The sequence below is a fragment of the Streptomyces luteogriseus genome (genome assembly GCF_014205055.1).
GTDB lineage: Bacteria > Actinomycetota > Actinomycetes > Streptomycetales > Streptomycetaceae > Streptomyces > Streptomyces luteogriseus.
The window spans coordinates 3,691,191-3,717,678 of sequence record NZ_JACHMS010000001.1 but is presented as its reverse complement, the minus strand read 5'-3'; the positions used below and the strand labels follow the sequence as shown (position 1 = coordinate 3,717,678).

The 26,488-nt window shown below is 70.4% G+C and carries 25 protein-coding genes; 18 read left to right on the top strand and 7 right to left on the bottom strand.

What is annotated here, in order from left to right; translation table 11 throughout:
* Positions 1-220: 220 nt before the first annotated feature.
* The 3 genes from BJ965_RS16115 to BJ965_RS16105 all read right to left on the bottom strand — a co-directional run bounded on the left by BJ965_RS16115 (position 221) and on the right by BJ965_RS16105 (position 3,587).
* Positions 221-1,612 carry a PE-PGRS family protein gene (locus BJ965_RS16115; RefSeq protein ID WP_184909255.1) on the bottom strand — a complete coding sequence of 464 codons (1,392 nt, stop codon included), beginning with the start codon at positions 1,610-1,612 and terminating at the stop codon, positions 221-223.
* A 224-nt stretch (positions 1,613-1,836) separates the two neighbouring features.
* On the bottom strand, positions 1,837-2,925 hold the full coding sequence (locus tag BJ965_RS16110; RefSeq protein WP_184909253.1) for a hypothetical protein: 1,089 nt from the start codon (positions 2,923-2,925) through the stop codon (positions 1,837-1,839).
* The gene (locus BJ965_RS16105; RefSeq protein ID WP_184909251.1) at positions 2,916-3,587 is read right to left on the bottom strand and encodes a hypothetical protein; all 672 of its coding nucleotides are present in this window, start codon (positions 3,585-3,587) and stop codon (positions 2,916-2,918) included. Before BJ965_RS16105 ends, BJ965_RS16110 begins: the two co-directional genes overlap by 10 nt.
* 564 nt (positions 3,588-4,151) lie before the next feature.
* On the opposite strand from BJ965_RS16105, the gene BJ965_RS16100 reads away from it, so the two are divergent.
* The 13 genes from BJ965_RS16100 to BJ965_RS16040 all read left to right on the top strand — a co-directional run bounded on the left by BJ965_RS16100 (position 4,152) and on the right by BJ965_RS16040 (position 15,771).
* Entirely contained in the window at positions 4,152-6,077 is a 1,926-nt protein-coding gene (locus BJ965_RS16100) for a glycosyltransferase (RefSeq protein ID WP_184909249.1), read from the top strand.
* A 34-nt stretch (positions 6,078-6,111) separates the two neighbouring features.
* Positions 6,112-7,287, top strand: coding sequence for an LCP family protein (locus BJ965_RS16095; RefSeq protein ID WP_184909248.1), 1,176 nt, complete (start codon positions 6,112-6,114; stop codon positions 7,285-7,287).
* Between the two features lie 415 nt (positions 7,288-7,702).
* Positions 7,703-8,224, top strand: coding sequence for a hypothetical protein (locus tag BJ965_RS16090; protein WP_184909246.1), 522 nt, complete (start codon positions 7,703-7,705; stop codon positions 8,222-8,224).
* Positions 8,225-8,667: 443 nt separating this feature from the next.
* Positions 8,668-9,390, top strand: a complete 723-nt coding sequence (locus BJ965_RS16085) for a hypothetical protein (RefSeq protein WP_184909244.1) — start codon at positions 8,668-8,670, stop codon at positions 9,388-9,390.
* Positions 9,391-9,407: 17 nt separating this feature from the next.
* The gene (locus tag BJ965_RS16080; RefSeq protein ID WP_184909242.1) at positions 9,408-10,298 is read left to right on the top strand and encodes a hypothetical protein; all 891 of its coding nucleotides are present in this window, start codon (positions 9,408-9,410) and stop codon (positions 10,296-10,298) included.
* Positions 10,295-11,602: a CpaF family protein gene (locus BJ965_RS16075; protein WP_184909241.1), complete on the top strand. Its 1,308-nt coding sequence runs from the start codon at positions 10,295-10,297 to the stop codon at positions 11,600-11,602. The genes BJ965_RS16080 and BJ965_RS16075 overlap by 4 nt, the downstream gene beginning before the upstream one ends.
* Positions 11,603-11,648: 46 nt before the next feature.
* Positions 11,649-12,599 (top strand): type II secretion system F family protein, encoded by a 951-nt coding sequence (locus BJ965_RS16070; protein WP_184917220.1) that lies wholly within the window; start codon positions 11,649-11,651, stop codon positions 12,597-12,599.
* Positions 12,599-13,522 carry a type II secretion system F family protein gene (locus tag BJ965_RS16065; protein ID WP_184909239.1) on the top strand — a complete coding sequence of 308 codons (924 nt, stop codon included), beginning with the start codon at positions 12,599-12,601 and terminating at the stop codon, positions 13,520-13,522. The genes BJ965_RS16070 and BJ965_RS16065 overlap by 1 nt, the downstream gene beginning before the upstream one ends.
* Before the next feature lie 74 nt (positions 13,523-13,596).
* A complete protein-coding gene (locus tag BJ965_RS16060; protein WP_010041603.1) occupies positions 13,597-13,848 on the top strand; it encodes a hypothetical protein in 252 nt (83 codons plus the stop codon).
* Positions 13,849-13,877: 29 nt separating this feature from the next.
* Positions 13,878-14,339 (top strand): TadE family protein, encoded by a 462-nt coding sequence (locus tag BJ965_RS16055; protein ID WP_030840014.1) that lies wholly within the window; start codon positions 13,878-13,880, stop codon positions 14,337-14,339.
* The gene (locus BJ965_RS16050) at positions 14,340-14,768 is read left to right on the top strand and encodes a TadE/TadG family type IV pilus assembly protein (protein WP_184909237.1); all 429 of its coding nucleotides are present in this window, start codon (positions 14,340-14,342) and stop codon (positions 14,766-14,768) included.
* The gene (locus tag BJ965_RS16045) at positions 14,765-15,235 is read left to right on the top strand and encodes a TadE/TadG family type IV pilus assembly protein (protein ID WP_184909236.1); all 471 of its coding nucleotides are present in this window, start codon (positions 14,765-14,767) and stop codon (positions 15,233-15,235) included. The genes BJ965_RS16050 and BJ965_RS16045 overlap by 4 nt, the downstream gene beginning before the upstream one ends.
* A 305-nt stretch (positions 15,236-15,540) precedes the next feature.
* Positions 15,541-15,771: a hypothetical protein gene (locus BJ965_RS16040; protein WP_030840005.1), complete on the top strand. Its 231-nt coding sequence runs from the start codon at positions 15,541-15,543 to the stop codon at positions 15,769-15,771.
* Positions 15,772-16,055: 284 nt separating this feature from the next.
* Here the strand turns inward: BJ965_RS16040 and BJ965_RS16035 are convergent, their stop codons facing one another.
* Together BJ965_RS16035 and BJ965_RS16030 are read right to left on the bottom strand one after the other, a co-directional pair.
* Positions 16,056-17,111, bottom strand: a complete 1,056-nt coding sequence (locus BJ965_RS16035; RefSeq protein WP_376777923.1) for a hypothetical protein — start codon at positions 17,109-17,111, stop codon at positions 16,056-16,058.
* On the bottom strand, positions 17,108-17,758 hold the full coding sequence (locus BJ965_RS16030; protein WP_184909234.1) for a hypothetical protein: 651 nt from the start codon (positions 17,756-17,758) through the stop codon (positions 17,108-17,110). The genes BJ965_RS16035 and BJ965_RS16030 overlap by 4 nt, the downstream gene beginning before the upstream one ends.
* A gap of 448 nt (positions 17,759-18,206) precedes the next feature.
* Between BJ965_RS16030 and BJ965_RS16025 the strand changes: the two genes are divergently transcribed.
* The gene (locus BJ965_RS16025) at positions 18,207-21,101 is read left to right on the top strand and encodes a BTAD domain-containing putative transcriptional regulator (protein ID WP_184909233.1); all 2,895 of its coding nucleotides are present in this window, start codon (positions 18,207-18,209) and stop codon (positions 21,099-21,101) included.
* The gene (locus BJ965_RS16020) at positions 21,098-21,826 is read left to right on the top strand and encodes a prepilin peptidase (protein ID WP_184909231.1); all 729 of its coding nucleotides are present in this window, start codon (positions 21,098-21,100) and stop codon (positions 21,824-21,826) included. Before BJ965_RS16025 ends, BJ965_RS16020 begins: the two co-directional genes overlap by 4 nt.
* Positions 21,827-21,851: 25 nt before the next feature.
* On the opposite strand, the gene BJ965_RS16015 is transcribed toward BJ965_RS16020, so the two are convergent.
* Positions 21,852-22,160, bottom strand: a complete 309-nt coding sequence (locus BJ965_RS16015; RefSeq protein ID WP_184909229.1) for a hypothetical protein — start codon at positions 22,158-22,160, stop codon at positions 21,852-21,854.
* Between the two features lie 80 nt (positions 22,161-22,240).
* Between BJ965_RS16015 and BJ965_RS16010 the strand changes: the two genes are divergently transcribed.
* From BJ965_RS16010 to BJ965_RS16000, 3 genes are all read left to right on the top strand, one after another.
* Positions 22,241-23,374, top strand: a complete 1,134-nt coding sequence (locus tag BJ965_RS16010) for a CPBP family intramembrane glutamic endopeptidase (RefSeq protein ID WP_246545908.1) — start codon at positions 22,241-22,243, stop codon at positions 23,372-23,374.
* Positions 23,375-23,444: 70 nt separating this feature from the next.
* On the top strand, positions 23,445-24,644 hold the full coding sequence (gene mqnC, locus BJ965_RS16005) for a cyclic dehypoxanthinyl futalosine synthase (protein ID WP_184909228.1): 1,200 nt from the start codon (positions 23,445-23,447) through the stop codon (positions 24,642-24,644).
* Between the two features lie 7 nt (positions 24,645-24,651).
* Positions 24,652-25,329 (top strand): imidazolonepropionase-like domain-containing protein, encoded by a 678-nt coding sequence (locus BJ965_RS16000; RefSeq protein ID WP_184909226.1) that lies wholly within the window; start codon positions 24,652-24,654, stop codon positions 25,327-25,329.
* 111 nt (positions 25,330-25,440) lie between these two features.
* On the opposite strand, the gene BJ965_RS15995 is transcribed toward BJ965_RS16000, so the two are convergent.
* A complete protein-coding gene (locus BJ965_RS15995) occupies positions 25,441-26,463 on the bottom strand; it encodes a chitinase (RefSeq protein WP_184909224.1) in 1,023 nt (340 codons plus the stop codon).
* Between the last annotated feature and the right edge of the window lie 25 nt (positions 26,464-26,488).

The window sequence follows — 26,488 nt, the reverse complement described above, 5'->3', positions numbered from 1 at the left end:
TTTTCGGCCGGTCGATAGAGCGTGCAGCGCTCCACTGTGACTGCCCCGAAATGCCCCACATCCCCCCTGAGCCCCGCCTTGGATCCTTCTTCAGCGCTGCTCTTGTACGGCATAAGCTCGAATCGCAAGGACTCGCTACTCGTTTCCACGGCCAGTTGCTCACTTCCTACGGAAAATTTCGGGATCCGGAATATCGCTGCACGCCTTCCCCCGATGGTAGCTAATCGAACGGGTTGAGCGCGCTGCCCAGGCTCTTGGCGCCGTCGGCGATGTCGCTCCCGATGTCACTCGCCTTGTCCCCCACCCAGTCCGCCGCCTTGTCGGCACCTTCTGTGATGTCGTCCCAGTGCTCGACGACCTTCAGCCCTCCGTAGACGATGCCCGTCCCCACGGCGAGGCCGATCGTGACTGGATTGGGCGCCACCATCGCCGCGGTCAAGGAGGCGTTGAACCCGACCTCGGCGTAATTGGCGAGATATCCAGCCTTGCTCTTCTTCCATTCCTTCGCATGATCCATGGTGGCGATGTTGGCGACGGAGAACACCGTCGCACCCGCGGATCCGACAATTCCCGCCCCACGCAACAGCCCTGCGGTCTTCGCCGCCGCGCCGAATCCACCGGCCTTCCCGACCGTCCAGAGGCTGGCCTGCCCCGCGCGGGTGACCGCCTGGCCGGAGTGTGTCAGCCCGCCGTACATGCGAGCCACGTCGTCCGACCCGGCGATGAAGTTGATGGCCTGGTTGGGGGTGAAACCCAGCAGTTTGGCATTCATGAAGCCGCGTTGGCGCAGCGCGTCCCATCCGCCACCCCAGCGGTCACCCAGGAAACCGGAACTGAAGGGAACGTTGGCAACCCGCTGGTACGCCTGGCTCCGGGAGGCAAGATTGCCGAGTTGTCCGGGAAGCCAGCTGCCCGGTGCGGCCAGTGAGCGTATCGGTGGGTTGTAGCTTCCGAGTTTGGTTCCGACCCAGCGCAGGATGGGGCTGTTGCCGGCAGCGGTCCACCGTGCTGCGAGAGCGTCCTTCATCGGTCCCAGCTTGCCGGTCTTCACCGCGTTGCCCAACAGCACTTTGGTTCCCGAAAAGCCGGTCGCCGTCACGACCTGGGTCGCGGCAGCGACGTTGAACACGTCGCTGCCGAACTTGATCATCTCGGTGAGGGTCTCTTCATGAGGTTCCAGACCAGGGATCTTCGAGATCGCGTGCGCCTCGAGTCGCGCGACCCAGTCTCCGAGCTTTTCGCCAGGCTGCCGCGCCAGGTCCTTGGCGCGGGGATCATCGCTCGCAGCCACTGAGTTGGCCAGCAGCAGCGTTTCCGGCTTGATCCCCTGGCCTTTGTACTTTTCCAGGTCATTGGCCGTGAATCCCGCCCACAGCAACCCGGCCATCGGGTCGCCGTTTTCCAGTCGCATGATGACGGCGCGCTTGCGCAGGTCCTGTGCTTGGCTGCCGGCCCAGGATCTCATCGGCTTCAGTGGCGAAAGGTGCCCGCTCACACCCAGACGAGCGGCGCGTGTGAAGGCCTCGTCAAGGCCGTCCCCCACGCCACCGCGCCCCTCCAGGAGTTTCGCCAATTGCTCCAGGTCCTCAGGGTTCGCCACCCGAAGCGACATGCTTCCCCCCGCCCTTCGATCGCTGGCCTGCCCTCACTGCTCGCACTTCAGACTATGGGGGGCCCACCTGTTGCACTAGGCCCGGTCCGTTGTCCAGAAAGAGTTCACTGAGGACTGAGCCTTCAGTGATCGCCTGGAGGTGGAGCAAGTCTGCCGGAGAGGAATTCGCCTTGCCTCTCCGGCTTCCTGCCGCTGGTTTCGCAGAGCGGGGGCGGTTCGGTCCGTCACCTGTTGACGGACTGGATCTCCTGGACCGTGATGTCCTGGTCGTTGCCGAAGGTGCCGTTGGGGAGCTGTGTCGGGTTGGGGTTGCCCGTGCCGGTCCAGGTGATCTGCCAGGTGACGGTGGCCCGGAGCTTGTACGTGCCGTCGCCGGAGGAGCGGAGGTACCTGATGCCGCACGGCGGGGTCTCGTCGGCCTTGCCCTTGGCGTAGGGCTCGCCGATGGAGTTGTCGGCGTTGATGACGCACTCGCCCGAGGCCGGGTACATCACGGCGTCCTTGGTGCCCGGCTCCAGCTTGAGGGACACCGGCCTGGCGGTGGTGGTGGCCTGGATGTTGAAGCCGGGGACGTTGAGGGCCGCCGTGGCCTGGACCTCGTCGAAGACGGCCTTGTCGAGCCAGGCCCAGGTCGGCAGGTTCACCTTGGTGGTGGCCTCGGGAGCGAGGGTGACCTTGGTGTCGGGGAGTTCCATGTGCTGGTAGGCGAGAGCGGCGAGTATCTCGGGTGAGATGGCCTCTTCGTACTGGGGCGGCGGGGCATCGCCGTTTTCCACCCAGAAGGGGAGGTCGGTGCAGGAGGACCGCTTGAGGTAGTCCGGCTCGTCGGGGTTCTCGACGCCGGCCCAGAACATCCCCTTGCCGTCGTTCTCGACGTTGTAGTCCTTGTAGCCGGGACTCCCGGACCAGCCGTACCCGTCCTCGTAGTGGCGCTGTGCCTCACCGATCGCCGCACCCGCGGTTCCCCCCATGCCGGGTGCATTGAGCTGGCTGTCGATGTGCTCGGACATCTCCTTCTTGAAGTCCTTGGCGCCGAGGTACGGGGCGTACCAGCAGGGTGGAGGCGTCCAGTTGACGTCGGCGGACGTCACGTTGCCGGCGCCGCCGCCCTTGGCCACGGATCCGGAGTACTGGATGCGGGCGGCGGCGTAGATGCCGCTCTTGTCGCCGCCGCCCTCCTGCTCGGTGTTGGCCCCCTTGCCGGAACCCACCGGCTTTGCCGCGTACGCGGTTTCGGTGAGGACAAGGGCGCTCAGGGCCAGAGCCAGCGCCGCGGTTCCGAGGAGTGTGCGTCGTGCCCCCGTCACTGGCATTTCGCCGCCTTCGTCTCGACGAAGACCTTGGACGCCTGCCACAGGTCCGTCCCCGTGGGGAACCTGACCATGACGATCTTGAAGTAGTCGAAGTCCTCAATGCTGGGCTTGGTGGTGAGGATCTTCTTGGTCTTGATTTCCTTGCCGTAAAACTTGCCGGCGTCCGCGCAGAACGCGACCTCAACGGACTTGCCGTTGGGGGCGGAACGCGTGGTGGCATCGTAGTGACGCAGTGTTCCGGTGGCGGTCCAGCCACCCTTGATCCACTCGTTGATCTGTACCTGCGCGTAGTGCAGCCCATCACCGGTGGCGTAGGTCGTCACGGCCGCATCCTTGGTCGTTCGCTTGTCGACGCCCCGATAGATGGCGCGGAGGTAGTTCGCCGCGTCCCCCATCGCCGCCGCCTCGTTCTTGTCCTTCGGCTTGTCCCAGTCGAAGACCAGGTCCATGTCGCTGGGCAGGGACACATCCACACCGTCCGGCTTGTCCCCTGCCGGAGCCCCCGAGGCGGATGCCGACTCCTTCGGAGACTCCGCTGCCTGGCCCGCGCCGGCGATCTTGTCGTTGTCGCCGGACTTGTCGTCCCCGCTACCGCAGGCCGTCAACAGCAGTGCTGCCGTCGCTGTCAATGCGGCAGCAACGGGCAATGAGCGGCGCTTCACAGTGACTCCCCGTGAGAGACAGAAGTTCAGTTGGTGCCCTGACGGTACCGGTGAGGTTTTCGGTTTCACCAGCGCGAACTTCCGCGAGAACACGGGCAATGCGGGGCGTACGGGACTCCGATTCGCTAGTGCCCGCCAAGCGTGTCCAATCTGTGAAGCTCACCGTTCCACCCCTACCGCCGGACCTCCGAAACTACACTCGCGCCCCATGCGTAACTCCCGCAGCATCAAAGCGATTACGGCAGCCGTGGCCAGCAGCGTGTTCCACGCCAGAATGTGGAGACGGCAGCCCGCGGAGTACGCGGGAGTCGGACGATGGCCGGAGCCCGGGGGCGGTGACGTCCCCTGACCCGCTCTCGAGGCAAAGGCGAACCCCGCCGCACCGGACCCCCCAACTCCAACCCCCGCCGCACCAAACCCCGCCACAAACAGTCCCGCGACCCCCGAGCCCACTGGCTCCTCCTCGCCCTCACCCTCCCCCTCGTCTTCGCCCTGCTGATCTTCCAGGGCTGGACCCAGCACGAGGTCGATGCCGCGAAGGCGCGGTCGCCCTGTACCGCTCCCGTGCCCGACGCTGTCGACCGCGGTGGGCCCGTGATCGGGATAGACCGGGACGGGATACACACCGGGTCGATGCCCGCCCGGACCGTCGCGCTCACCTTCGACGGGGGGCCCGACCCCGTGTGGACACCCCGGATCCTCGACCTGCTGCGCAGGAACAACGCGCGGGCGACCTTCTTCGTGCACGGGGCCCAGGCCGCCCGGCACCCGGAGTTGGTCCGGCGGATCCGGGCCGAGGGGCACGAGATCGGGTCCAACACGTACACCGGGGCCGTGCTGGGGGAGTCCTCCGCGCCCCGTTTCCGGGCCGAGCTCGAGATGACCCAGAGCGCCCTCGCCGGGGCCACCGGCCGGCGGACCAATCTGCTGCGCATGCCCCGCACCACCAGCCCGGACACCCTGTGCGGGCGGGAGTGGCAGGCCGCGCGGCGGGCCGCCGGGTACGGGTACGTGCTCGTCGCCGCCGACAAGGGGTCGCGCAGGCCCGCGCAGGGCATCGTCCGGCAGCTCAGCCAGACGGAGAGCGCGTACCAGGAGGCGCGCAGACTGCTGAGGAACCGGGCCGTCGAACGGTTCACCACCGTGTCCGACGGGCTCGGGCTCGTCCCGGACGCCCCTTCGTCCCTCCTCGCACGCTGGGTCGGACAGGGGCTGATCCGGGTCACCGGCCTCGGGCAGGTCTTCTCCACCGCCATGATCTGGATCCTCGGCGTCGCGGGTGGCCTCGGTGTGCTGCGGCTGCTGCTGCTCGCGCTCTTCGCCCGGGCCCATGTGCGGCGGCTGGAGCGGTTCCGGACCGGTGCGCCCTGGATGCGGGAGACGTCCGGGCCGGTCACCGTGCTCGTCCCGGCGTACAACGAGGAGGCCGGGATCGGCTCGACCCTGCGGTCGTTGCTCGATTCCCGGCACCGGGAGCTCCAGGTCGTCGTCATCGACGACGGGTCCACCGACCGGACCGCCGACATCGCCGCGAACACGGGGGACGCGCGGGTGGAGGTCGTACGGCAGGTCAACGCCGGTAAGGCCGCCGCTCTCAACCGCGGTCTCGCGCATGCCCGTTACGACATCGTCGTGATGGTCGACGCCGACACCGTGTTCGAGCCCGACGCCATAGAGCGGATCGTGCAGCCGCTCGCGCACCCGGCCGTGGGGGCCGTCAGCGGCAACACCAAGGTCGGTAACCGGCGCAGTCTGCTGGCGCGTTGGCAGCACCTGGAGTACGTCTTCGGTTTCAACCTCGACCGGCGCATGTTCGAGGTGCTGGAGTGCATGCCGACCGTGCCGGGTGCCATCGGGGCGTTCCGGCGGGACGCCGTGCTCGGTGTCGGCGGGGTCAGCGAGGACACCCTCGCCGAGGACACCGACCTGACCATGGCCCTGTGGCGGTCCGGCTGGCGGGTGCTGTACGAGGAGTCCGCCGTCGCCTGGACCGAAGTGCCGACCGGCCTCCGGCAGTTGTGGCGGCAGCGGTACCGGTGGTGCTACGGCACGCTGCAAGCGATGTGGAAGCACCGGGGAGCCCTCTTCGGCAGGGGCCCGGCCGGGCGGTTCGGGCGGCGCGGGCTGACGTATCTCGCGTTGTTCCAGGTTGCGTTGCCGCTGCTCGCGCCCGTCATCGACGTGTACGCCCTCTACGGCGTGCTGTTCCGCGACCCGTGGGAGTCGGCCGCGGTCTGGTTCGCGTTCCTCGGCGTGCAGATCGTCTGCTCCGGCTACGCGCTGAGACTCGACGGCGAGCCGGTGCGGGCCCTGTGGTCCATGCCGTTCCAGATCGTCGTCTACCGGCAGTTGATGTATCTCGTCGTCATCCAGTCGCTGGTCGCGCTGCTGCTCGGCAGCCGGCTGCGGTGGCAGCGGATGCACCGGTCCGGGACGGCCGCTGAACAGATCGGCGGGCCCGTTCCGTATAGGGGGGTGCCGATGCGCTGACCCGAAAGCCCCCCACAGCACCTTCGAGGCGTCGATGAGCGAGTGGACCGATCGTCCGGGAGACCACCGGACGGGGCGGGACCCGAGAGGGGCCCCTCCGCTGTCCTTCCGGGCACCCCCGCCCTCGACCCGCACCTCCCCCCTGCCCGGCATGCCCTCGCCCGCCGCGCCCGGCCGCTACGACAGCGGCCCCGGCCCCCGCGGCGGCCGTGGCAGCAGGAATCCGCGGCGCCGGGCGGGCAGGGGCCGCCGGTACCTGCGGACGGCGGCCGTCCTGTCGTCCTTGCTGCTGCTCGGCGGCGCAGGTACGTACGTCTGGGCCGACACCCGGCTCAACCAGCAGGTCGACCTCGGCGCGCTCGGCGCACGGGTGCCGGCCGGAGAGGGCACCACCTACCTGGTCGTCGGCTCCGACAGCCGCGAGGGGCTGTCGGAGCAGGACCGCAAGGACCTCAACACCGGTTCGGCCGAGGGCCGTCGTACCGACTCGGTGATCCTGCTGCACACCGGTGCGAACGGCGCCACGATGCTCAGCCTGCCGCGCGACTCCTGGGTGACCCTTCCGCCCTACGTCGACCCCGGCACCGGCCGCAGCTACCGGGCCGCGCCGGACAAGCTCAACGCAGCGTTCTCGCTGGGCGGACCCGACCTGCTGGTGCGGACCGTGGAACGCAACACCGGCGTGCGCGTCGACCACTACGCGGAGATCGGTTTCGCCGGTTTCGTGGGCGTGGTCGACGCCGTCGGCGGTGTGGACCTGTGCCTGGACAAGGCCGTCCGGGACGAGGACTCCGGCGCCGACCTGCCCGCCGGCTGCCAGACCCTGGATGGCGCCGAGGCGCTGGCCTTCGTACGGCAGCGCAAGCAGGAGGCCCAGGGGGACCTGGGCCGCACCCGCAACCAGCAGAGGTTCCTCGCCGCCCTCGCCCGCAAGGCGGCCACCCCGTCCACGCTCGCCGACCCGTCGAAGTCGTTCCCGACCCTGGACGCGGGCCTCGACACGCTCATCGTCGACGAGGGCACGGAACTGCCGGATCTCATGGGGATGTTCGAGGCCCTTCGGAAGGCCACGGGCGGCGGCGGACGGCGGCTCAACGTGCCCGTGGCCGACCCTGACCTGCGCACCTCCAAGGGCAGCGCGGTGAAGTGGGACGACCGGCGCGCCCGTGCCCTGTTCACCGCCCTGCGCGAGGACCGGCCACCCGGCTGACCGGCGAGGCATTCACCGGAGTGGTGCATCCGGGCGGCCCGGCCCGCTCGGGCGGCCCGTGGACTGTGCGCTGAGTGCGCTGAGTGCGCTGAGTTCTGCGTACGCGGTGCGCCGGAGGCAGGACGCCGACGGTTGGGTCGGCGCGGTGAACGGCAGGCGGTCGAAGGGCTCGGGCTCGGGCTCGGGTGAGCGTCGGCGCCACAGGGCGGCGCAGCCCGGTGGCCCCGGACCCGGCCGGCTAGGTGCGCAGGGCGCTGGGGAGCGGGGGAGGGGACTGGTACCGGTAGTTCTCCAGCTCAGCTTCCGGAGTGGCCTTCGCGGAGAGGCCGGGCGCATCGGTCCTCGTGATCGGCAGTTCCCCGAGCCGCGCGGCCGGAGACCCCTCCGCTCGGCCCCGGAGTGCTACAGATCCCCCATGCGAATCCTGGACTTCGAGATCTCCCGCCATGACTGGCAGGCGATGACCTGCGGTTGCAACAGAAGCGCGGTCCATGTCCCCGAGGACTTCCTCGCCGCGCTGGACGGCCCGCTCCCGGGCCGGGTCGGGGAAGGCTGGGCGGACAACCACGTGTACATCCAGTCCCATCTCATGGAGCCGGCGTACGCGACCGCCGCGATGCTCGCCGGCGCACTCGCCGACCGGCAGGTGCCGCTCGCCTGGCGATCGCACATCCTGGCCGTTCTCAGCCACCTCACGGGCGGTGAGCAGGAGGACATCGCGGCGAGGTGCAAGGAGGCGGTACGTGGGTGCACGGAGATCCTCTTCCAGGAGATCGTGACCGGCCGCTGCAGGATGGCCGCGGCCTACGCGTTCGAGGTGCTGACGGAATTCACCGACCTGAAGGACAGGTTGCGCACCTGCCAGATGGAGGCGCGGGCGCATCTTCCGGCGGATCTCCAGCCGGGACGCCTGGACCTCGACGCCCTCCGGGGATGACGCCGACGCCCGCGGACGTCATCCGCACATGGGTATCGGCGCCTGCCGACCACCGGGCTTCGTGAGTGAATCGTGCAGGCATCATGGCCGACAAGTGACGAACCCGTCCGTCGGCAAAGGCCGTTGGGGTCGATGGCGATTCGCGGGCGCACAGGTGGTGCTCTCATGCGGGGCTGGTTCCGGCCGGGTTGGCCAGGGCTGACGTTGCAGATGGATAACAGGCCGCAACCTGCGGCCCGTGGGGCCGGGAGCGCCTTGAGGGGCTTATGTGCGGCTGATACGGTGCGATGGCTTGACACTCACCCCCAGTGCTGGCTATTCGCCCAGGTCGGGCGGGTACGTCCGGCCCGTCCCGTACTTCTCTTTACGGGGCGACGCGGGTGAAGTGTCCGATTTTGAAGGCACATGACAGACATCTTCTTGGGTGTACGGGGAGCGGTTGCGTGAAGATCCAAGAGCGTACGGGGGCGGGCGCCGGTCGTTCCGCCGCTCCGGCTCAGCCGTCGGTCGGCGACCGGCTTCCCACCCCGCCTCGCGAGCGCAAACCGGCACTGGCCGCGCTCGCGGTGCTGCTGATCCTGGTGGGCGCGCTGGGCGTGACGATGCTCGTGCTCCAGGTCGGCAACCGGGTCGAGGTCGTCAAGGTGACGAAGGAGATCCAGGCCGGGGAGTCCGTCGGTGACAATGTGACCTCGGTGATGGTCGCCGCCGACGACAGCATCAACTACGTCACGTGGGACCAGCTGGCCACGCTGAAGACCCTCAAGGCCAAGTCCACCATCTACTCCGACACGGTCGTGATGGGCCAGATGTTCGCCAAGAAGGCCAGCCTGCCCGCGGGCAAGGCCTCCGTCGGACTCGCCCTCAAGGAGGGCACGTACCCCGCGGACATCAAGGCCGGCGACCTCGTCTCCGCCTACCGCGTCAGCTCCACCGGCTCCGGTTCGAACAGCTCCGACAGCAACAGCGGTTCGAGCGGCACCTCCACTTCCGGCGGCGCCCTCGTCGACGACGCGCGCGTGAACACCGTCTCGGCGGACGACGACGCCACCGTGAGCACGGGCAACCTCTCGATCACCGTCCTCGTCGACGAGGCCGACGCGGCAGCGCTCGCCTCGGCGGCGGCGTCGAACCAGGTCGCCATCGTGCGCGTCCCCGGCAACTAGAAGGCGGCACTCGACCCATGGCGCTCATCGCTCTCGCCGCCGACAAGGGTTCCCCCGGCGTCACCACCGCGGCCGTCGCCCTCGCGGCGGTCTGGCCGCGGCGCGTCCTGCTCGCCGAGGCGGACCCGGCGGGCGGTGACCTCGTCTACCGCAGCGCGGCCGCGCACGGCGGACCGCTCAACCCCAACACCGGCATGCTGTCCATCGCCGCAACCGCACGCCGCGGCCTCGTGCCCGACCAGCTGTGGGACCACGTGCAGCCGCTGAGCGGCGGGCTCGAGGTCCTCGTCGGACTGGGGATCGCCGAACAGGCCGCCGGACTCGCGGGGTTGTGGCCGACCCTCGGACACGCCTTCAGCTCCCTCGCCGACTCCCCGCACGCCGCCGCCGACGTGATCGCCGACTGCGGACGCATCAGCGGCGACACCCCGGCCGTCGAACTCTTCCCGCACGCCGCGCTCGTGCTACTCGTCTCGCGCACCGAGCCCGAGGCCATCGCCCGCGTCCGTGACCGCGCCGCCGCCCTCGCGGGCAAGCTGCACGGCGGACCGCGCGGCGCCGCGAGCCTCGGCACCCCCATGATCGGTGTCGTCCTGATCGCCGACACCGGCACGGCCGGCAAGCTCGCCTCGCAGGTCAACGACATGCTCGTGCACGCGCAGACCGGCGCCCGCGTGGTCGGCACCATCGCCGACGATCCGGCCGGCGCCGACCAGCTGGCCGGCCGTAAGCGCGGTCGGCTCGACAAGTCGCTGCTGATCCGCTCGGCCCGCAAGGTCGCCGCCGACCTCTACCAGCAGTACGGCGCCGCCTGGGCCGCCTCCGCGCAGGCCAACCAGGCACCCCAGGCCCACCACGCCCCGCACGCCCCGGGCCAGATGCAGGGCCACGCGGGGGCCGGCGCATGACCGCTGTCGACCACCAGTTGGTCAAGCGGTTCCGTCAGGACGCCGGCGACCGCATCGCCGAGCAGCGCCGACAGGACCAGGTCGCGGGCGTCACCCCGATGTCCACGGAGGACGAACGGCAGTACGCCCGTGCCGTCATAGCCCAGATCCTGGAGGAATACGCCCGCTCCGAGATCAACGCGGGCCGTACGCCACTGGACGCCGAGACCGAGGAGCAGTACGCGGCCGCCGTGCACGCCGCGCTGTTCGGCGTCGGCCGGCTCCAGCCGCTGCTGGACAACCCCGAGGTCGAGAACATCGACATTAACGGCTGCGACCAGGTGTTCATCGGGTACGCCGACGGCCGTGAGGCGCAGGGTGATCCCGTCGCCGAGACCGACGAGGAGCTCATCGAGCTCATCCAGGTGCTCGGCGCGTACTCCGGTCTGTCCTCCCGGCCGTTCGACTCGGCCAACCCGCAGCTGGACCTGCGCCTGCCCGACGGTTCGCGTCTGTCGGCCGTCATGGACGTCACCCGGCGCCCCGCCCTGTCCATCCGCCGCGCGCGCATGGGCAAGGTGTTCATCTCCGACCTCGTCGGCAACGGCACCCTGTCGCCCGAGGTCGCCCACTTCATGGCCTGCGCGGTCCGCGCCCGCAAGAACATCATGATCGCCGGCGCCACCAACGCCGGCAAGACCACGCTCCTGCGCGCCCTCGCCAACGAGATCCCGCCGCACGAGCGCCTCATCACCGTCGAACGGGCCCTGGAGCTCGGCCTCGACACCTTCCCCGACCTGCACCCCAACGTCGTCGCCTTCGAGGAACGCCTGCCCAACTCCGAGGGCCAGGGCACCATTTCGATGGCGGAACTGGTACGACGCTCGCTGCGTATGAACCCCTCCCGCGTCATCGTCGGTGAGGTCCTCGGCGACGAGATCGTCACCATGCTCAACGCCATGTCGCAGGGCAACGACGGCTCCCTGTCCACGATCCACGCCAACAGCTCGCACGAGGTCTTCAACCGTATTTCCACCTACGCGCTGCAGGCCACGGAGCGGCTGCCCATCGAGGCCAGCCAGATGCTGATCGCGGGCGCGGTCAACTTCGTCGTCTTCATCCAGCGGCGCAACAACTACGGCAACGGCGGCCGCCTCCAGCGCATGGTCACCTCCGTCCGCGAGGTCAACGGCGTCGACGGACGGGTGCTGTCCAGCGAGGTGTTCGCGGAGGCCCCCGACGGCCGGATCGTGCCGCACGCCCCCATAGCCTGCCTGGAGGAACTGATGGCACACGGCTACCGGCCGACCGGGACCTGGGGGTGAGCCGGGAATGAACACGAATCTCGCGGCACTCGGCTCGCTCGGCTCCATGGGCGGCCTGTTCTCCACCACCGTCCTGTACTCGATTGGCAGCGGCGTCGCCGTCGGCGGCGGACTCGCCCTCCTCCTCATCGCCATCCGCGGGCTGCCCGCCAAGCCCGACCACGAGAAGCAGAAGGCCGCCGAGCGGGCGAGCGAACTGATCCGCTTCGCCGGCCAGCGCGGCTCGCTCGCCGCCATCGTCGGCCTGGTCGTCCTCGTCCTCACCCGCTGGGCCGTCGCGGGCATCGCGGCCGGTGTCCTCGTCTTCTTCTGGGACCGCCTGTTCGGCGGTGCCGGTGAGGAACGGGCCGCCATGCGCCGCGTGGAGGCCCTGGCCTCCTGGACGGAGTCCCTGCGCGACACCATCGCCGGCGCCGTGGGCTTGGAGCAGGCCATCCCGGCCTCCGCCCGCGCCGCGGCACCCGTGCTGCGGCCCCATCTCGACGCCCTCGTCGACCGGCTGCGCGCCCGCACCCCGCTGCCCGAGGCGCTCCAGCAACTCGCCGACGAGATCGACGACGCCTCCGCCGACATCATCGTCGCGGCCCTCATCCTCAACGCCCGTCTGCGCGGCCCGGGCCTGCGCCAAGTCCTCGGCGCCCTGGCCAAGTCGGCCCGCGAGGAGGTCGACATGCGCCAGCGGGTCATGGCCCAGCGCGCGTCGACCCGCAGGTCCGTGCAGATCGTCGTCGCGGTGTCCGTCGCCTTCGTCCTCGGCCTGTCGATCTTCAACCGCGATTTCGTGGAGCCGTACGGAACGGCCGTCGGCCAGCTCGTCCTGGCCTGTGTCTGCGGCCTGTTCGCACTCGGGTTCTGGTGGCTGCGCAAGCTGTCCACCATCGAGACGCCCGAGCGTTTCCTGGTCCGCGACGAGGCCTCCGTCCAGTTCGTCCGTCCCAGGACGCCGTCGCACGCGCAGTCCCAGCAGCGGATGCCGCAGGAAGAAGGGGCACGCTGATGGACCTCACGATGCCGCTCGTCGTCGGCGCCGTCATCGGCCTGGGCATCTACGCCCTCGTCCGCGCCCTCATGCCGAGCAAGCGCAGCGCGATCTCACAGGTCGCGCGGATCGACGCGATGCGGGCCCGCGGCTCGGCCTACGAGTCGGCCCGCGCCGAGCGCGAGAAAGGACGCCTGGGCGCGCTGCGGGCCGAAGTCGGTCTGCGCGTCTCGGAGTTCTACCTCCAGCAGGGCTGGGAGCAGCGCTCGCTGCGCGCGGACCTGGCGGTGCTGGACCGCAGCTGGGAGAAGTTCCTGGCGACGAAGGTGCTGCTGGGCGTGGCCGGCCTGTTCTTCGGCCCGTTCATGTTCGCCATCGTCTACACGCTGGGCTTCGGCAGGAACCCGATCATCCCCGTCTGGCTGGCCCTGCTCTTCGGAGTGATCTTCTTCTTCCTGCCCGACCTGGAGGTACGCAGGGACGCCGCCGAGAAGCGGCGCGACCTGCGGCGGGTGATCGGCGCCTACCTCGACCTGGTGTCCATGAGCCTCGCCGGCGGACGCGGTCTGCCCGAGGCCCTCATGGCGGCGGCCGAGATCTCCGACGGCTGGGCCAACCAGCGCATCCGCAACGCCCTGTCCGACGCCCGCATCACCGGCGTCAGCCAGTGGCAGGCCCTCGGCGCGCTCGGCGAGGAGATCGGCGTCGAGGAACTCAAGGACCTCTCCGCCTCCCTGGCCCTGGTCGCGGACGACGGCGCCAAGGTCCGCGAGTCCCTCGCCTCCCGTGCCGAGACCATGCGGCACCGCGAACTCGCCGAGATCGAGGGCAGCGCGGGCGAGAAGTCCCAGTCGATGCTCGTGGCGCAGCTGCTGCTGTGCGCCGGGTTCCTGGTGTTCCTGATCTTTCCGGCGGCGATGCGGGTGTTCCAGGTGCAGTGAGCCGTGCATGAGCCTTGCAGCGACCTTCACGAGTCCAGAACCTCCGTGAACCGATTTCGAAAGGACAAGACGTCATGAACGGACGCAACTTCCACACCGGCATCCCCGCCGTGGACTTCCTCGTCACCTTCCTCCAGGCCCGCACCGAGCGGGCCCGCTCCGGCGAGCTGGACCGCGGTGCCTCCGCGGTCGAGTGGGTCATCATCTCCGCGGTCGTCGTGGCGATCGTCGGAGTCGTGGCCGCCATCATCAACGCCGCGCTCAGCGAGGGCGCCAACAAGGTCGGCGACTGCATCAAGGGTGCGGACGCGGGCAAGACCTGCTGACCGTCTCGAGAGCAACGGGGTTCACGGGGATGCCGGCAGACGTCAGCAGACGGGTACGCCGCCGGGTGCGGGCCGCACGGGAACGGGCGGCCGCCCGCGGCGACTCAGGCATGACCGCGATCGAGTTCGTGCTGCTCACCCCGGTCCTCTTCTTCATGATCTTCGCGACCGTGCAGTTCGCCCTGTACTTCTTCGCCGACCACGTCGCCCAGGCGGCGGCCCAGGCCGGAGCCCGCAAGGCCCGTGCCACGGCCGACGAACAACCGGGCGCGTGGCGGGGCGAGGCGCGGGACGTCGTCGACAGCTACATCCGCCAGCTCGGCCCCCAACTGGTCCTGTCCCCGGACGTGACGATGGTGCAGCCGGAGCAGAACACGGTGGGCGTGGAGATCGAGGCGAGGGTCCCGTCGGTGTTTCCCGGGCTGGACCTGACGGTGCACGCTCAGTCGGCGGGGCCGGTGGAGCGGTTCGTACAGGACGAGGGGAACTGAATGTCCGTCCCTTCCCTCACCGGGGACCGGCGGTCCGCGGACGACAGCGGCCTGTCCACCGTCGAGGTCGTGATCCTCGCGCCGGTGATGATCCTCTTCATCCTGGTCCTGGTGGCCTTCGGCCAGCTCGTGGACGGCCGCGGAGCGCTCGACGGAGCGGCCCGGGACGCGGCCCGCGCGGGCTCGATCCAGAAGGACCACGCGACGGCCATGGCCGAGGCCAAGAAGGCCGCGGAGGCGAACCTGGGGGACGTCTGCTCGGGTCCCGTGACCGTCACGCAGACCAGCCCGGGCTTCGAGCCGGACACCATCTTCACGGTCGAGGTGAGCTGCCAGGTGCGGGGTCTCGCCATGCTCGGCCTGGACATCCCGACGACCCTGTCGGCGAGCTTCAGCTCCCCGCTCGATCCGTTCCGGAGGTCGGTGTGAGACGTCTTCGGTCCTTCCGGCCGTCCTGGTGGGCGGCCCGTCGCGCACGTCTGGACGACCGCGGCTCCGGTGCCGGCGCGGTCATCATCTTCACGCTCGTCTTCCTCTCCCTCTCCGCGTTCGTCATCGACGGCGGCCTGTCCATCTCCAAGCGGGAGCGCGCCGCCGACATCGCCGAACAGGCCGCCCGTTACGCGGCCCAGGACATCGACCGCGACGCCCTCTACGAGAACGAGGGCGGCCCGGCCCCGATCAACTTCGAGAACTGCAACGCCCGCGTGAAGGCCTTCGCCCGCGAGATGGACATGACGGGCGCGGACATCGGCGCGACCCACTGCGTGGCGGCCGACGCCCAGCAGGTACAGGTCGAAGTACAGCTCACGTACTCCCCGGTCTTCACGGGCATGTTCTACAGCGGCGACGTGGTGGTCCACGGCGAAGCGGTGGCGCAGAACGAGGTCGGCTGAGCCGGACCGGAACATCCGGCGAATCTGCACACCGTTCACCGTGAGGTCGGGACGGGGTGGGGCAGAAACCGAGTCCGGCCCATTTCTTGTGCCGCGGAAGGCGTTTCCGGACCGCGAAGTGGCAGAGGGTGTGAAGACCACGGGGTCCCATGTGGCCGAATGGTCACACTCATGAATTCGCGCCCAGAAATCCACGCACATTCATATCCACGGACTGGGCACGGACTGGCCGCCCCTTCTTCCGACGTGCTTTGATCGGTCGCGCTCGAGCACTTCGAATTATTGAACGAAGGGAACCGCCCCCCATGGCCTTCACCCCGCAGATCCAGACCGCCCAGATGTCCGACGCCGAGCTGGACTCCATCGCCGGCGGCCAGGCGGGCGGTGCTGCCGCGGGTGCCGGCGCCGCAGCCGGTCTCTACGTCGAGACCACGGCCGCCGGCCTCACCGCCGGCGTCGGCGGCGGCCTGGGCCTCGCCGTCTCGCCGCAGGGCATCGCGGCGGACCTGCACCTCAACGCGGCCGTCTCTTCCTGACGAACGCGCAGTAAAGGGCCCCGGATTCCCGTATCCGGGGCCCTTTCACGTCTCTCGGCGACGGTTGTGCCCATGCGGAAGACGGTCATCGACCACATCCGCTCACGGTTCCGCACGAAGCGCGATCAGCGCATCCCCGATACGGTCGCCACATTCAGGGCGATGCCGGGTTGCAGAAAATGCTGACCGCTGGACTGGACCATCAACTACGACTTGCTGATGTGAGGTGAGCGCATGGAAATCATCCTGGACCCCCAGAACGGTGGGGCCGGTGGCCCGGCCCGTCAGCGGTTGATCGACTGGATTTCCTGGACGTTCATCTCCTGGGTCGTTTCGAAGGTGCCGTCGGGCAGGTCGCCGCCGGTGCCGTCGGAGCCTTCCCAGGTGATCTGCCAGGTGACGCTGGCGGAGAGCCGGTAGGGGGTGCCGTCGGTGGCGCGGAGGTAACGGATGCCGCACGGCGGGGTCTTGTCGGCGTTGCCCTTGGTGTACGGGGTGCCGATGGAGCCGTCGTCGTTGATCCGGCAGTCGCCGGAGGCGGGGAAGACCTCGGCGTCCTCGGTGCCGGGGTCCAGGTGGAGGGCGACCGGCTTGGCCGTGGTCTCCGCCCAGAGGCCCGTACCCGGGAGCTCCGCGCGGACCTTGACGTCCCTGAAGGTGCCCTTGTCCAGCCACACCCAAGTGGGGAGATTCACCGTCGACTTGGCGGCAGGCTTCAGCTCCACCTCGGTCTCGGGGACCTTGATCTTGTTGTAGGCGTAGTCGGCGAGCGTTTCAGCCGTGGGAGCGTTCGGCACGTCGGGGATCTCGCCGGCGTCCTGCCAGAACATCAGCCTGCTGCACAGTGACGTGTCATCGATCCCGGTCACGTCCGGGGCCACCCCGCGCCAGAAGTAGCCCTTCTTGCCCAGGTTGTAGTTCTTGTACCCCTTCACGGTCGCCGGCTTCGTGAAGATGGTGGTGGCGTCCTTCTCGTCCCTGAAGTGGTCCGTCCAGAGCTCCGAGCCGTACCAGCCGTCGCGCAGTCCGGCGTCGCCGCTGCCGTCGTTCTCCGAGAAGTTCTTCAGCTGTTCGGGGGTGAAGACCGGCTCGTACCAGCACGGCGGCGGCTTCCAGTTGACGTCCGTCGAGGCGACGGTTCCCTGCTTGCCGCCGGTCGGCCCGCTCTCCTGGGTGACCCTGATCCGGGACTGTGAGGCAGACGCCGACAATTCGTGGCCGTCGGCTCCACCGCGTGTGCCCGAGCCGCCGCCTCCGAACGCGCCGGCGGGCGTCGATGCCAGCAGGGCCGAAGCGAGTGACGTGACGATCAGTGGTATCGCCCGGTAGCGCGCCCTCACTTGGAGCACCCGCCTCGCTCGGAGTGCACCGACGCGTTCTGCCACACGCCCTGCTCGCTCTTCGCCAGGGAGACCGAGTAGCTGACGTAGGGGTTCGTACCCGCCGGATTCCCCTCCATCTTGCCGGTCTTGCGGTCCCTGGTCTTCGCCCGGGTCTCGTCGGTGCAGTAGCTGAGCGAGGCTCCCTTGCCGTCCTTGGCCACGTTGACCTTGGGGGCGAACACGGGCAGCTCGCCGATGACGGTGAGGTTCTTGTCCGTGTAGGTCTTGATCCATTCCTTGGTCTGCCCACGGACGCCCTCGGTGTCGTAGAACGCGACGGCTTCACTGTCCGGGTCGTTGGCGATGATCGCCGCGTAACCGGCCCGGACTTCTTCCTTCGCGTCGTTCAGCACCGCCTGCTCCACCGGATCGCTGCTCGTCCAGTTCTCGAACGTCAGCTGGAAGCTGCTCGGGAGCTTGGTCACCGGGCGCTTGACGTCGGACCCCGCGGAGGGCGAAGCCGGTGCCGAGGGGCTGTTGGAGCTGTTGCCCGCGCCCTTGATGTCGTCCGACGACGAGTCGTCGCCCCCGCCACAGGCGGTCAGAAGCAACGCCGCCGTCACGGCGAACGCTGCTGCAGTGGTGGTCAGTGCGCGGCGGGCCACGGCTTCTCCCCCGAAGTTCGGTGTGTGCAACAGAGAACGAAGCTATCAGTGACCCGTGGTGCCCCCTGAACGACCATGAGAGGTTGTGTGGGGAACGTGACGAGCCTGCGTGGCAGTTGCGAAGGCGGAGTTCCTGGTCGTGCGGGCGCAGCGGCAACTGTCCCCGGCTAAAGGGGTAAACCGGACGTCGGTGGCGTTCCCTCACTCCGCCCTTCGACGACCCCGATAAGAGTCCATAAGATCTCTGTAGGCTCAGCACACCCCTCACCTCACAGCTCGGCCTCACCTCACTCGGCTCACTCCACACTCGACACTCGACCCCAGGACACCCGCCATGCCGCGACGCCGCACCTCAAGCTCGTCAAGCTCGACGGGAAGTACGTCGGGAAGTACGACGGGAACGACGGCGGGGGCCACGGCCGCCCCGCGGAACCGGACCCCGCAGGCCGTGCGGATCCGGCGACGCTCGTTCGGGGACTTCGTGAAGGCGTTCTTCGCCTTCCTCGCCCTGGCCGTGCTGCTCGTCGGTGTGCCGGGCGCGCTGGCCACGCAGATCGGGTGGCCGCTGCCGGACGGGGTGCCCAGTTTCGACTGGCTGCAGCAAGAGATCACCGTTCATACCTTCCTGAACATCCTCACCGTCATCGTGTGGCTGGCGTGGGCGCAGTTCACGGCGTGCGTGCTCGTGGAGATGAAGGCCGCGCTGTCGGGTGTCGGCGTGCCGGGCCGGGTGCCGGGCGCGGGGCCGAGCCAGTTGCTGGCGCGCCAGCTCGTCGCCGCGCTGCTGCTCGTCGGCGCGACCGCCGCCAGCTTCACGCCCGGGCTGTCGCAGCTGGGGAACGGCTACGACGCCAACCAGAAGCCGACCGTCGCGGCCGCCCAGGCCACCCCGGGCATCTTCGCCCAGCAGCAGGAGCAGGCCTCCGGCGCCGCCGCGGCCCTCGCCGAGCAGGCCTCGCACGCCGCCGCCCACGCCGATGCCGGCGGCAGCACCGCCAAGCAGGGCGACACGAAGTTCTACCGGATCCAGCCGCCCGAGGGGCGTCACCACGACTCACTCTGGGAGATAGCCCAACGGCACCTCGGTGACGGGCGCCGCTACAAGGAGATCTTCGAGCTCAACAAGGACCGCGTGCAGCCGGACGGGTCCAAGCTCTCCGAGGCCAGTCTCATCCGGCCCGGCTGGATCATGGAGATGCCGGGCGACGCCCGCGGCGGCGACCTCGTCGAGATGCCCGACGAGGCGCCCCACGTGTCGCCGGACGTGCAGCAGCAGATCAGCGACTACGCCCGGACCGGGGACCACGCCCAGGGCGGTGGCGGCTCCGGCGCCCAGGGCGGCGGACACGAGCACGCCGGTGGCGGCGCCACCCAGGTGTCCGTCCCCGACCAGCAGCGGCCCGCCCCCGGCACCGGGCACCAGCAGGCCACCGCCGTCGGCGCCGAGTCCGACAGCTCCTTCGGCCTCCCCGAAGCCCTCCTCACCGCGCCCCTCCTCGCCGCCGGTCTCCTCGGCGCCCTGGGCCGGCGGCGCCGGCAGGCGCTGTGGCAGTCGGCGTTCGGTGCCGTCGGCGGGCGCCGCGGCATGGAGCCGCCCACGCCGAGCGGCGACGCGCAGGACGTCCAGGACGCGCTGCTCGTCGGCGCCGACCCCGAGGGCGTACGGCTGCTCGACCGGAGCCTGCGCGGTCTCGCCGCCTCCCTCGCCGAGGAATCGCGCGCGCTGCCGGTCGTCTACGCGGCCTGGCTCAGCAGCGGCGACCTGCACCTCCAGCTCGCCCAGCCCGCCGGGAAGCCCCCGGCCCCCTGGCAGCAGGGGCAGGACCAGACGTTCTGGATGCTGTCCCGGACCGACGCCGAGCGCTACGAGGACACCGACACCGCAGCGCCCTACCCGGGGCTGGTCAGCCTCGGCACCATGGACGACTCTCGGCTGCTGCTCAACCTGGAGGCCGTGCCCGGCATCGTGTCGCTGAGCGGCCGGGAGGCCGACCGGGCCGCCGTCTTCGCGTCCGTCGCCGCCGAGTTGGCGACCAACGGCTGGTCCGACCGCATGACCATCACGCTCGTCGGGTTCGGCGAGGACCTCACCCCCCTCGCCCCGAACCGGATCCGCCACCTCGAGGACATCGAGGCGCTCGTCGAGACCATGGAGGCCGAGACGCGACAGCGGCGCGGAGCGCTGGGCGCCGCCGGGCACGACTCCGTCCTCACCGGGCGTACCGGCCCCGCCCAGCACACCCGCTGGGCCCCGCACCTCGTCCTGCTCGCCGCCCAGCCGTCCGCCGAGGAGGCCGTCACGCTCGCCGAACTGGCCGCCGACGCCAGCCGTCTCGGCATCGGCTACCTCGTCGGCACCGAGACCGGCGATCTGCCGGGCGCCGCCTGGGAGATGGAGATCACCGGCGAGGGCAAGCTGCTCGCACCCCTCCTCGGACTCGAACTCGACGCCCAGTTGTTGCCGGTCGCCCAGCAGCGGGCCGTGGTCGAGCTGTTCGTCGAGTCCGACCCGGAGCGCGACACGGACGGACCCGCGACCGCCCCGCCGTTCCTCGTCGACATCAGCGAGCAAGGGCGGCCGGCCGTGTACGCCCGGCTCGTCGGACCGTACGAGATCATCGGCCTGGACACCCCGGACGGGGAGCGCAGCGCGCTGCTGCACGAGGCGCTCGCCCTGCTGCTCCTGCACCGCGAGGGTGTGCACCCGCGGGTGCTGTCCTCCGCGCTGTGGCCGCGCGGCGTCACCGACGACGTGCGCAACGCGCTGCTCGACCGGCTGCGGATCTGGCTCGGCACCGACCCCGACGGCACGCCCCGCCTCGGCCGGGACGCGAGCGGGCGGCTCACGCTCGCCAAGACGGTCGTCTCCGACCTCGACGTGCTGCGGTCCCTCTACCACGAGGCCACGCAGGGCAAGGGCGTCGGCAGCCGGGCCGTGCGCGGGCGGCTGCTCACCGACGCGCTCGTGCTGGTGCGCGGGCCGCTGCTCGCCGACCGGCCCGAGGGGCGCTACCGGTGGCTCACGCACGAGATCGTCGACGCCCAGCTGCCGCTGCTCGTCGCGGACACGGGACTCGCGCTGTGCGAGTTCCACATGGAGAAGGACCGTACGGAGAAGGCCATCGAGGCGCTGAACGCGGCGCTGCGTACCGCTCCGGCCGACGAGCGCCTGTGGCACGAGCTGCTGCGCGCCACGCACTCCACCGGCGACGCGGTCCGGCTGACCGAGCTCGCCACCGACCTCATCGGCCGCAGCGGGGCCCGCGGGCTGCCGCCGCGCACCGAGGCGCTGCTCGACGAGCTGCTGCCGACGTGGCGTGACGCGATCGCCGCGGTGGGATGAGTACCGGGCCGCTGGTCGTCGCCGCCGCGCTGTGGGGTGCGGTGGCGGGAGCGCTGCTGCCGCGCGCGGCCTACCGGTTTTCGGCGCCCTCGGGTGAGGCATGGCGCGGGGAGTGCCCCGGCGGTCACGCCCTCGGGGGCTGGCTGGGGCGCGCGGCGTGCCCGGCGTGCGAGGAGCGCGGATACGGGCCGCGTACGGTCCCCCTGATGGTCGCCACCGCCCTGGTCTGCGCGCTCCTCGCCGCCGCGACCGGCACCCGCCCGGAGCTGGGCGTCTGGCTGCTGCTGGCCCCGGCCGGCGTGCTGCTCACGGTCGTCGACTTCCGCGTACGGCGCCTGCCCGACCCGCTCACGCTCCCCTTCGCCGGTGCCGCACTCGCCCTGCTGGGCCTCACCGCCCTCGTCCCCGAACACGCGGGCGTCTGGACGACCGCCCTGCTCGGCTCCCTCGCCCTGGGCGGCGGCTACTTCGTCCTGTTCCTCATCAACCCCGCGGGCATGGGCTTCGGCGACGTCAAGCTCGCCCTCGGTACCGGCGCCGCCCTCGGCTGGTACGGCTGGCCGACCGTCATGCTCGGCACCTTCGCCGGCTTCCTCCTGGGCGCCCTGTACGGCGGAGCCCTGCTGGTCACCCGCCGGGCCACCCGCAAAACGGCCATCCCCTTCGGCCCGTTCCTGATCACGGGGGCGTACCTGGGCCTGCTGGTGGGCGCGTACACGGCTTGACACCGGTGCCCGGCGTCTCACGGGATCATCCCGTGAGGTCGTGGAGGACGCGAAACGTGACGTACAGGCCGTAGGCAGCGAGAAGTGCGCCGAGTAAGCGTGTCCAGCCGGGCTGGGCGCGGCGCTGGTGTGTGGCCCACATCCGCCGCAGACATACGGCGGCGCTCACCACGCCGAGCACGGCCACGGCCGCGAACAGCCCGAACAGCACGGGCCGGTCGCCGGCCGACGCCTTCGCGGTCCCGGCGTCGGCCAGGACGAGCAGAAGGTAGGGGGCGATGTACCGAGCGGGGCCGAAGTCCCGGGGCTCGGCGGAGCGGGCGGAGTCGATCATCTGGGTGCCTCCTGGGCGAGGTGGGCGAGTGCGCTGAAAGGCGTGTGATCCACGCAACCGGCGCTGTCATGATGCTGATCATGACAAACGCATCGCCCTACCCCGCCTACCCGACCGCGCACCCCGTCGGCCCGCTCCCGGACCCCACCCCTCACCCGTACCACCGCATGGACCGCACCACCGGATGTCACCGCTGGTGGCGGCCGTTGGTCGGCACCGTGCTGATGAGCTTCGCCTACGTCGTCCTCCTGCTCGTGCTGCTGGCCGTCACCTACGGTCTGGGCACGGCGCTCGGCGCGCCGGAACTGCCCGACGGGGGCGTCGACTTAGGGCCGCTCGGGAACACGGCGATGGATCTGGTGTCCCTCGCGATAGCCCTGCCCCTGGTGCTGCTGGCCACACTGTGGCCGGCGAGACGGCGCGCCGGCACAGTCTCCTCGGTGACCGGCCGACTGCGGATCGGCTGGCTCGGGAGGTGTCTGCTGGCCGGGCTGCTGCCCATCCTCCTGCTCACGGGGACGGCGTTCCTCCTGCCGGGCGACTCGGGCGAGTCCGACACCTGGGTGGGGTGGAGTTCCTTCCTCACGGCCCTGGCCGTACTGGCCGTCCTCGTGCCGCTGCAGGCCGCGGCCGAGGAGTACGTGTTCCGGGGCTGGCTGACCCAGGCGGTCGGGGCGTTCGTGCGCTCCCCGTGGTTCGCCGTGCTTCCGCAGGCCGTGCTGTTCGCCGCCGCCCACGGCTGGGGGACCCGGTGGGGCTTCCTCGGTCTGCTGGTGAACGGCCTGGTGGCGGGGCTCCTCACGATCCGCACCGGCGGGCTGGAAGCGGCGATCGCCCTGCACGTCCTGAACAACCTGCTGGCCTTCGGCGCCTCCGCCGCGGTCGTCGACGGACTGACGTCGGACGAGACCGCCGCCGACGCGCCCTGGCCGCTGGCCCTCACCGCCGTGGTCACCGACCTGCTCTACGCCGCGCTCGTGCTGTGGCTCGCCCGGCGTCACAAGCCCCAGCGCCTCTCGTCCCCGGCGCCGCCGCCCACCCCGTACCCCGGGCACCCCGTGACCCCCGCGACCCCTGGATACCCCGTGGCTCCCGGGTACACCGCGGCTCCCGGGCACCCCGTGACCTCCGACCACCCCGTGACCTCCGACCACCCTGCGCCCGCCGACCACCCCGCGCCCCCCGACCACCCCGGCCCCGCCCGCACGGCCTGACGTCCAGCCCGCCGAACCCCTGGCGTACGCTGGGCTGGTCCGTCCACAACCCTTACGAAAGGGACGCCCGGTGACCGAGAAGGCCGACCTTCAGCCCATCCTCGACCGTGCAGCCGCCGGTGGGCGGATCACCCCGGACGAGGCACTCGTGCTGTACCGGGACGCCCCGCTGCACGCGCTGGGCGCCGCCGCCGACGCCGTACGCCGCCGCCGGTACGCCGGGACCGAGCACATCGCGACGTACATCATCGAGCGCAACATCAACTACACGAACGTGTGCGTCACGGCGTGCAAGTTCTGCGCGTTCTACGCCCCGCCGAAGGCCACGGACAAGGGCTGGACGCGTGACCTGGACGACATCCTGCGCCGCTGCGCGGAGACCGTCGAGCTGGGCGGCACCCAGATCATGTTCCAGGGCGGGCACCACCCGGACTACGGCGTCGAGTACTACGAGAAGCACTTCGCGGCGATCAAGAAGGAGTTCCCGCAGCTGGTCATCCACAGCCTGGGGGCGTCCGAGGTCGAGCACATGGCCCGGATCTCCAAGGTGAGCGTGGAGGAGGCCATCCAGCGCATCCACGCCGCCGGCCTCGACTCCTTCGCCGGCGCCGGTGCCGAACTGCTGCCCGAGCGGCCCCGCAAGGCCATCGCCCCGCTGAAGGAGTCCGGCGAGCGCTGGCTGGAGATCATGGAGATCGCGCACAACCTGGGCGTGGAGTCCACCTCCACCATGCTCATGGGCACCGGCGAGACCAACGCCGAGCGCATCGAGCACCTGCGCATGATCCGGGAGGTCCAGGACCGCACGGGCGGCTTCCGCGCGTTCATCCCGTACACCTACCAGCCCGAGAACAACCACCTGAAGGGCCGCACGCAGGCGACGCTCTTCGAGTACCTGCGGATGATCGCCATCGCGCGGCTGTTCATGGACAACATCGCCCACATCCAGGGCTCGTGGCTGACCACGGGCAAGGAGGTCGGGCAGCTCTCCCTGCACTACGGCGCCGACGACCTCGGCTCGATCATGCTGGAGGAGAACGTGGTGTCGTCGGCCGGTGCCAAGCACCGGTCCAACCGGATGGAGATCATCGATCTGATCCGGAAGGCCGGCCGGGTGCCCGCCCAGCGCGCGACCACGTACGAGCACCTCGTCGTCCACGACGACCCGGCGAACGACCCGGTCGACGACCGCGTCGTCTCGCACATCTCCTCGACGGCCATCGAGGGCGGCACGGCTCACCCCGAGCTGAAGCTGCTGGCGCCCAACTGACCCGGCCGTGCTGACGATTCACGCCGCCCCGCTGGTCCTCCCGGCGGGCGTGGACCCCGGCATGGACGGGCCCGTGGTGGACGGCGCCGTGGTGGTCGACGGCGACCGGATCACCGCCGTCGGGCCCTACGACGAGGTCGCCGAAGACGCGCCCGGCGCGCGGGTGCGGCGCTGGCCCGGCGTGCTCACCCCGGGTCTGCGCCAGTGGCATCCGCTGTGGCTGCTGCGCCACTGCTACCACCCCGACCCGCGCGAAGCCGACGAGCTGGGCGAACAGCCCCTGTGGGGCGAGCGGTTGGCCGCCCTGGGCGACCTCACCGAGACCCGCTGGTCGGGCAGCGTGCGGCGCGGTGTGCAGCGGATGCTGCGCCACGGCACGACGGCGGTCGCCGCACCCGGCGCCCGCTTCCGCGATCCGATGGTGGCCACGGCCGTCGCCCGGTCCGGGCTGACCGTCGTGGGGACCACGGGCGCTCCCGGCACACTGCTGGGGGAGCGGCCGGACCTCGACCCGTTCGCCGAGGGGTACGACCTCCCCGGCACGGTTTACGGCCCGCTGACCGTCGGTGGCCGGGCCGACCTGGCCGTGTTCGACGTGCCCGACGAGTCGGCCCTGCGCGAGCGCGGCGCCGCGACCTGTGTGGCGACCGTGCTGGCCGGCCGACTGGTGTACCGGGGCCGCTGACCCCGGGCGTTCGATTCAGCCGCGAAACCCTGACCGCCCCCCGGTTTCAGCCCGCGAACCGCGTACCGCCCCCCGTTTCAGCCCGCGAACCCCTTACCTCCCCCCCCCGTTTCAGCCCGCGAACGCCTTCCCGAACGCGCCCGCCCTTTGCGTCACCCCGCTGCAATCCGTCGCAGCCTTGGCCGAATCGGAGCCGTCCGCGCACTGGCGGTCCCGGGCCGTCGCCCACATCGACACCCAGGCGATGCCCTTCTCCTCGGCGAACGCCCGCACCTCGGCGGCGTCCTCGAGCGTGAAGGTCTCGTTCGCGACGTCGTTGACGCCGATCATCGAGGTGAGCGCCAGGCCCTGCCAGGCGGTCGCGTCCGAGGTGCCGAAGACCTTCTTCAGCTGGGTGTGCGCGGCCTTGGCGGACGTGAGGGCGTAGCCACCCATGTCCTCGTCGTACGAGGAGCCGTAGTTCATCGTCATGAGATTGACGGTGGAGACTCGCACGCCGTTGTCGTTGGCGGAGCCGAGCAGTGCCAGGCCCTCCTCGTCCAGGCCCGAGGGCATCACCGGGAGCGTGAACGAGACCTCCAGGCCGGTCCGTTCCTTCTGCAGCTGCGCGATCGCCTTCGAACGCAGGGCGATGGAGGCGGAGTCGGAGAGTTCGTCGCCCTCGATGTCGAAGTCGGCGAGGGTGGTGCCGGCCGCGTCCAGGGCCTTGCCGTACGCCGCCGCCAGTTCCGCGGGGCTGTCGCAGTTCGCCGCGAGTTCCTTGCCGGAGGCGCCGCCGAAGGAGACCCGGACCCGGCCGCCGTCCTCCTTGAGCTTCGCGATCCGGGACGCGACCGTCGCGTCGCCGATGGCGTGCGTGCCGTTCCAGCGCGGGGTGCAGTCGTCGCCGTCGGCGATGACGAACGCCAGGTTGTACGCCGTGGGGGAGCCGGCCGCGTCGGTGCCGGCGGCCTCGGTCGCGCTGAGGTACGGGGCGTACGAGGTGCCGGCCGCGGCCGTCGCCGTGGGGGACGTGGTGGACGTGGGGGCCTCTGAGGCCGCGGGTGCCGCGTCGCCCTGCCCGGAGCATGCGGCGGTGGCGAGGGCGAACAGACAGCCCAGCCCGGCCGCCGCCGGTTTCCGGTAACTCCTCATGACGTGCGCTCCCGTTCTCGTGAGG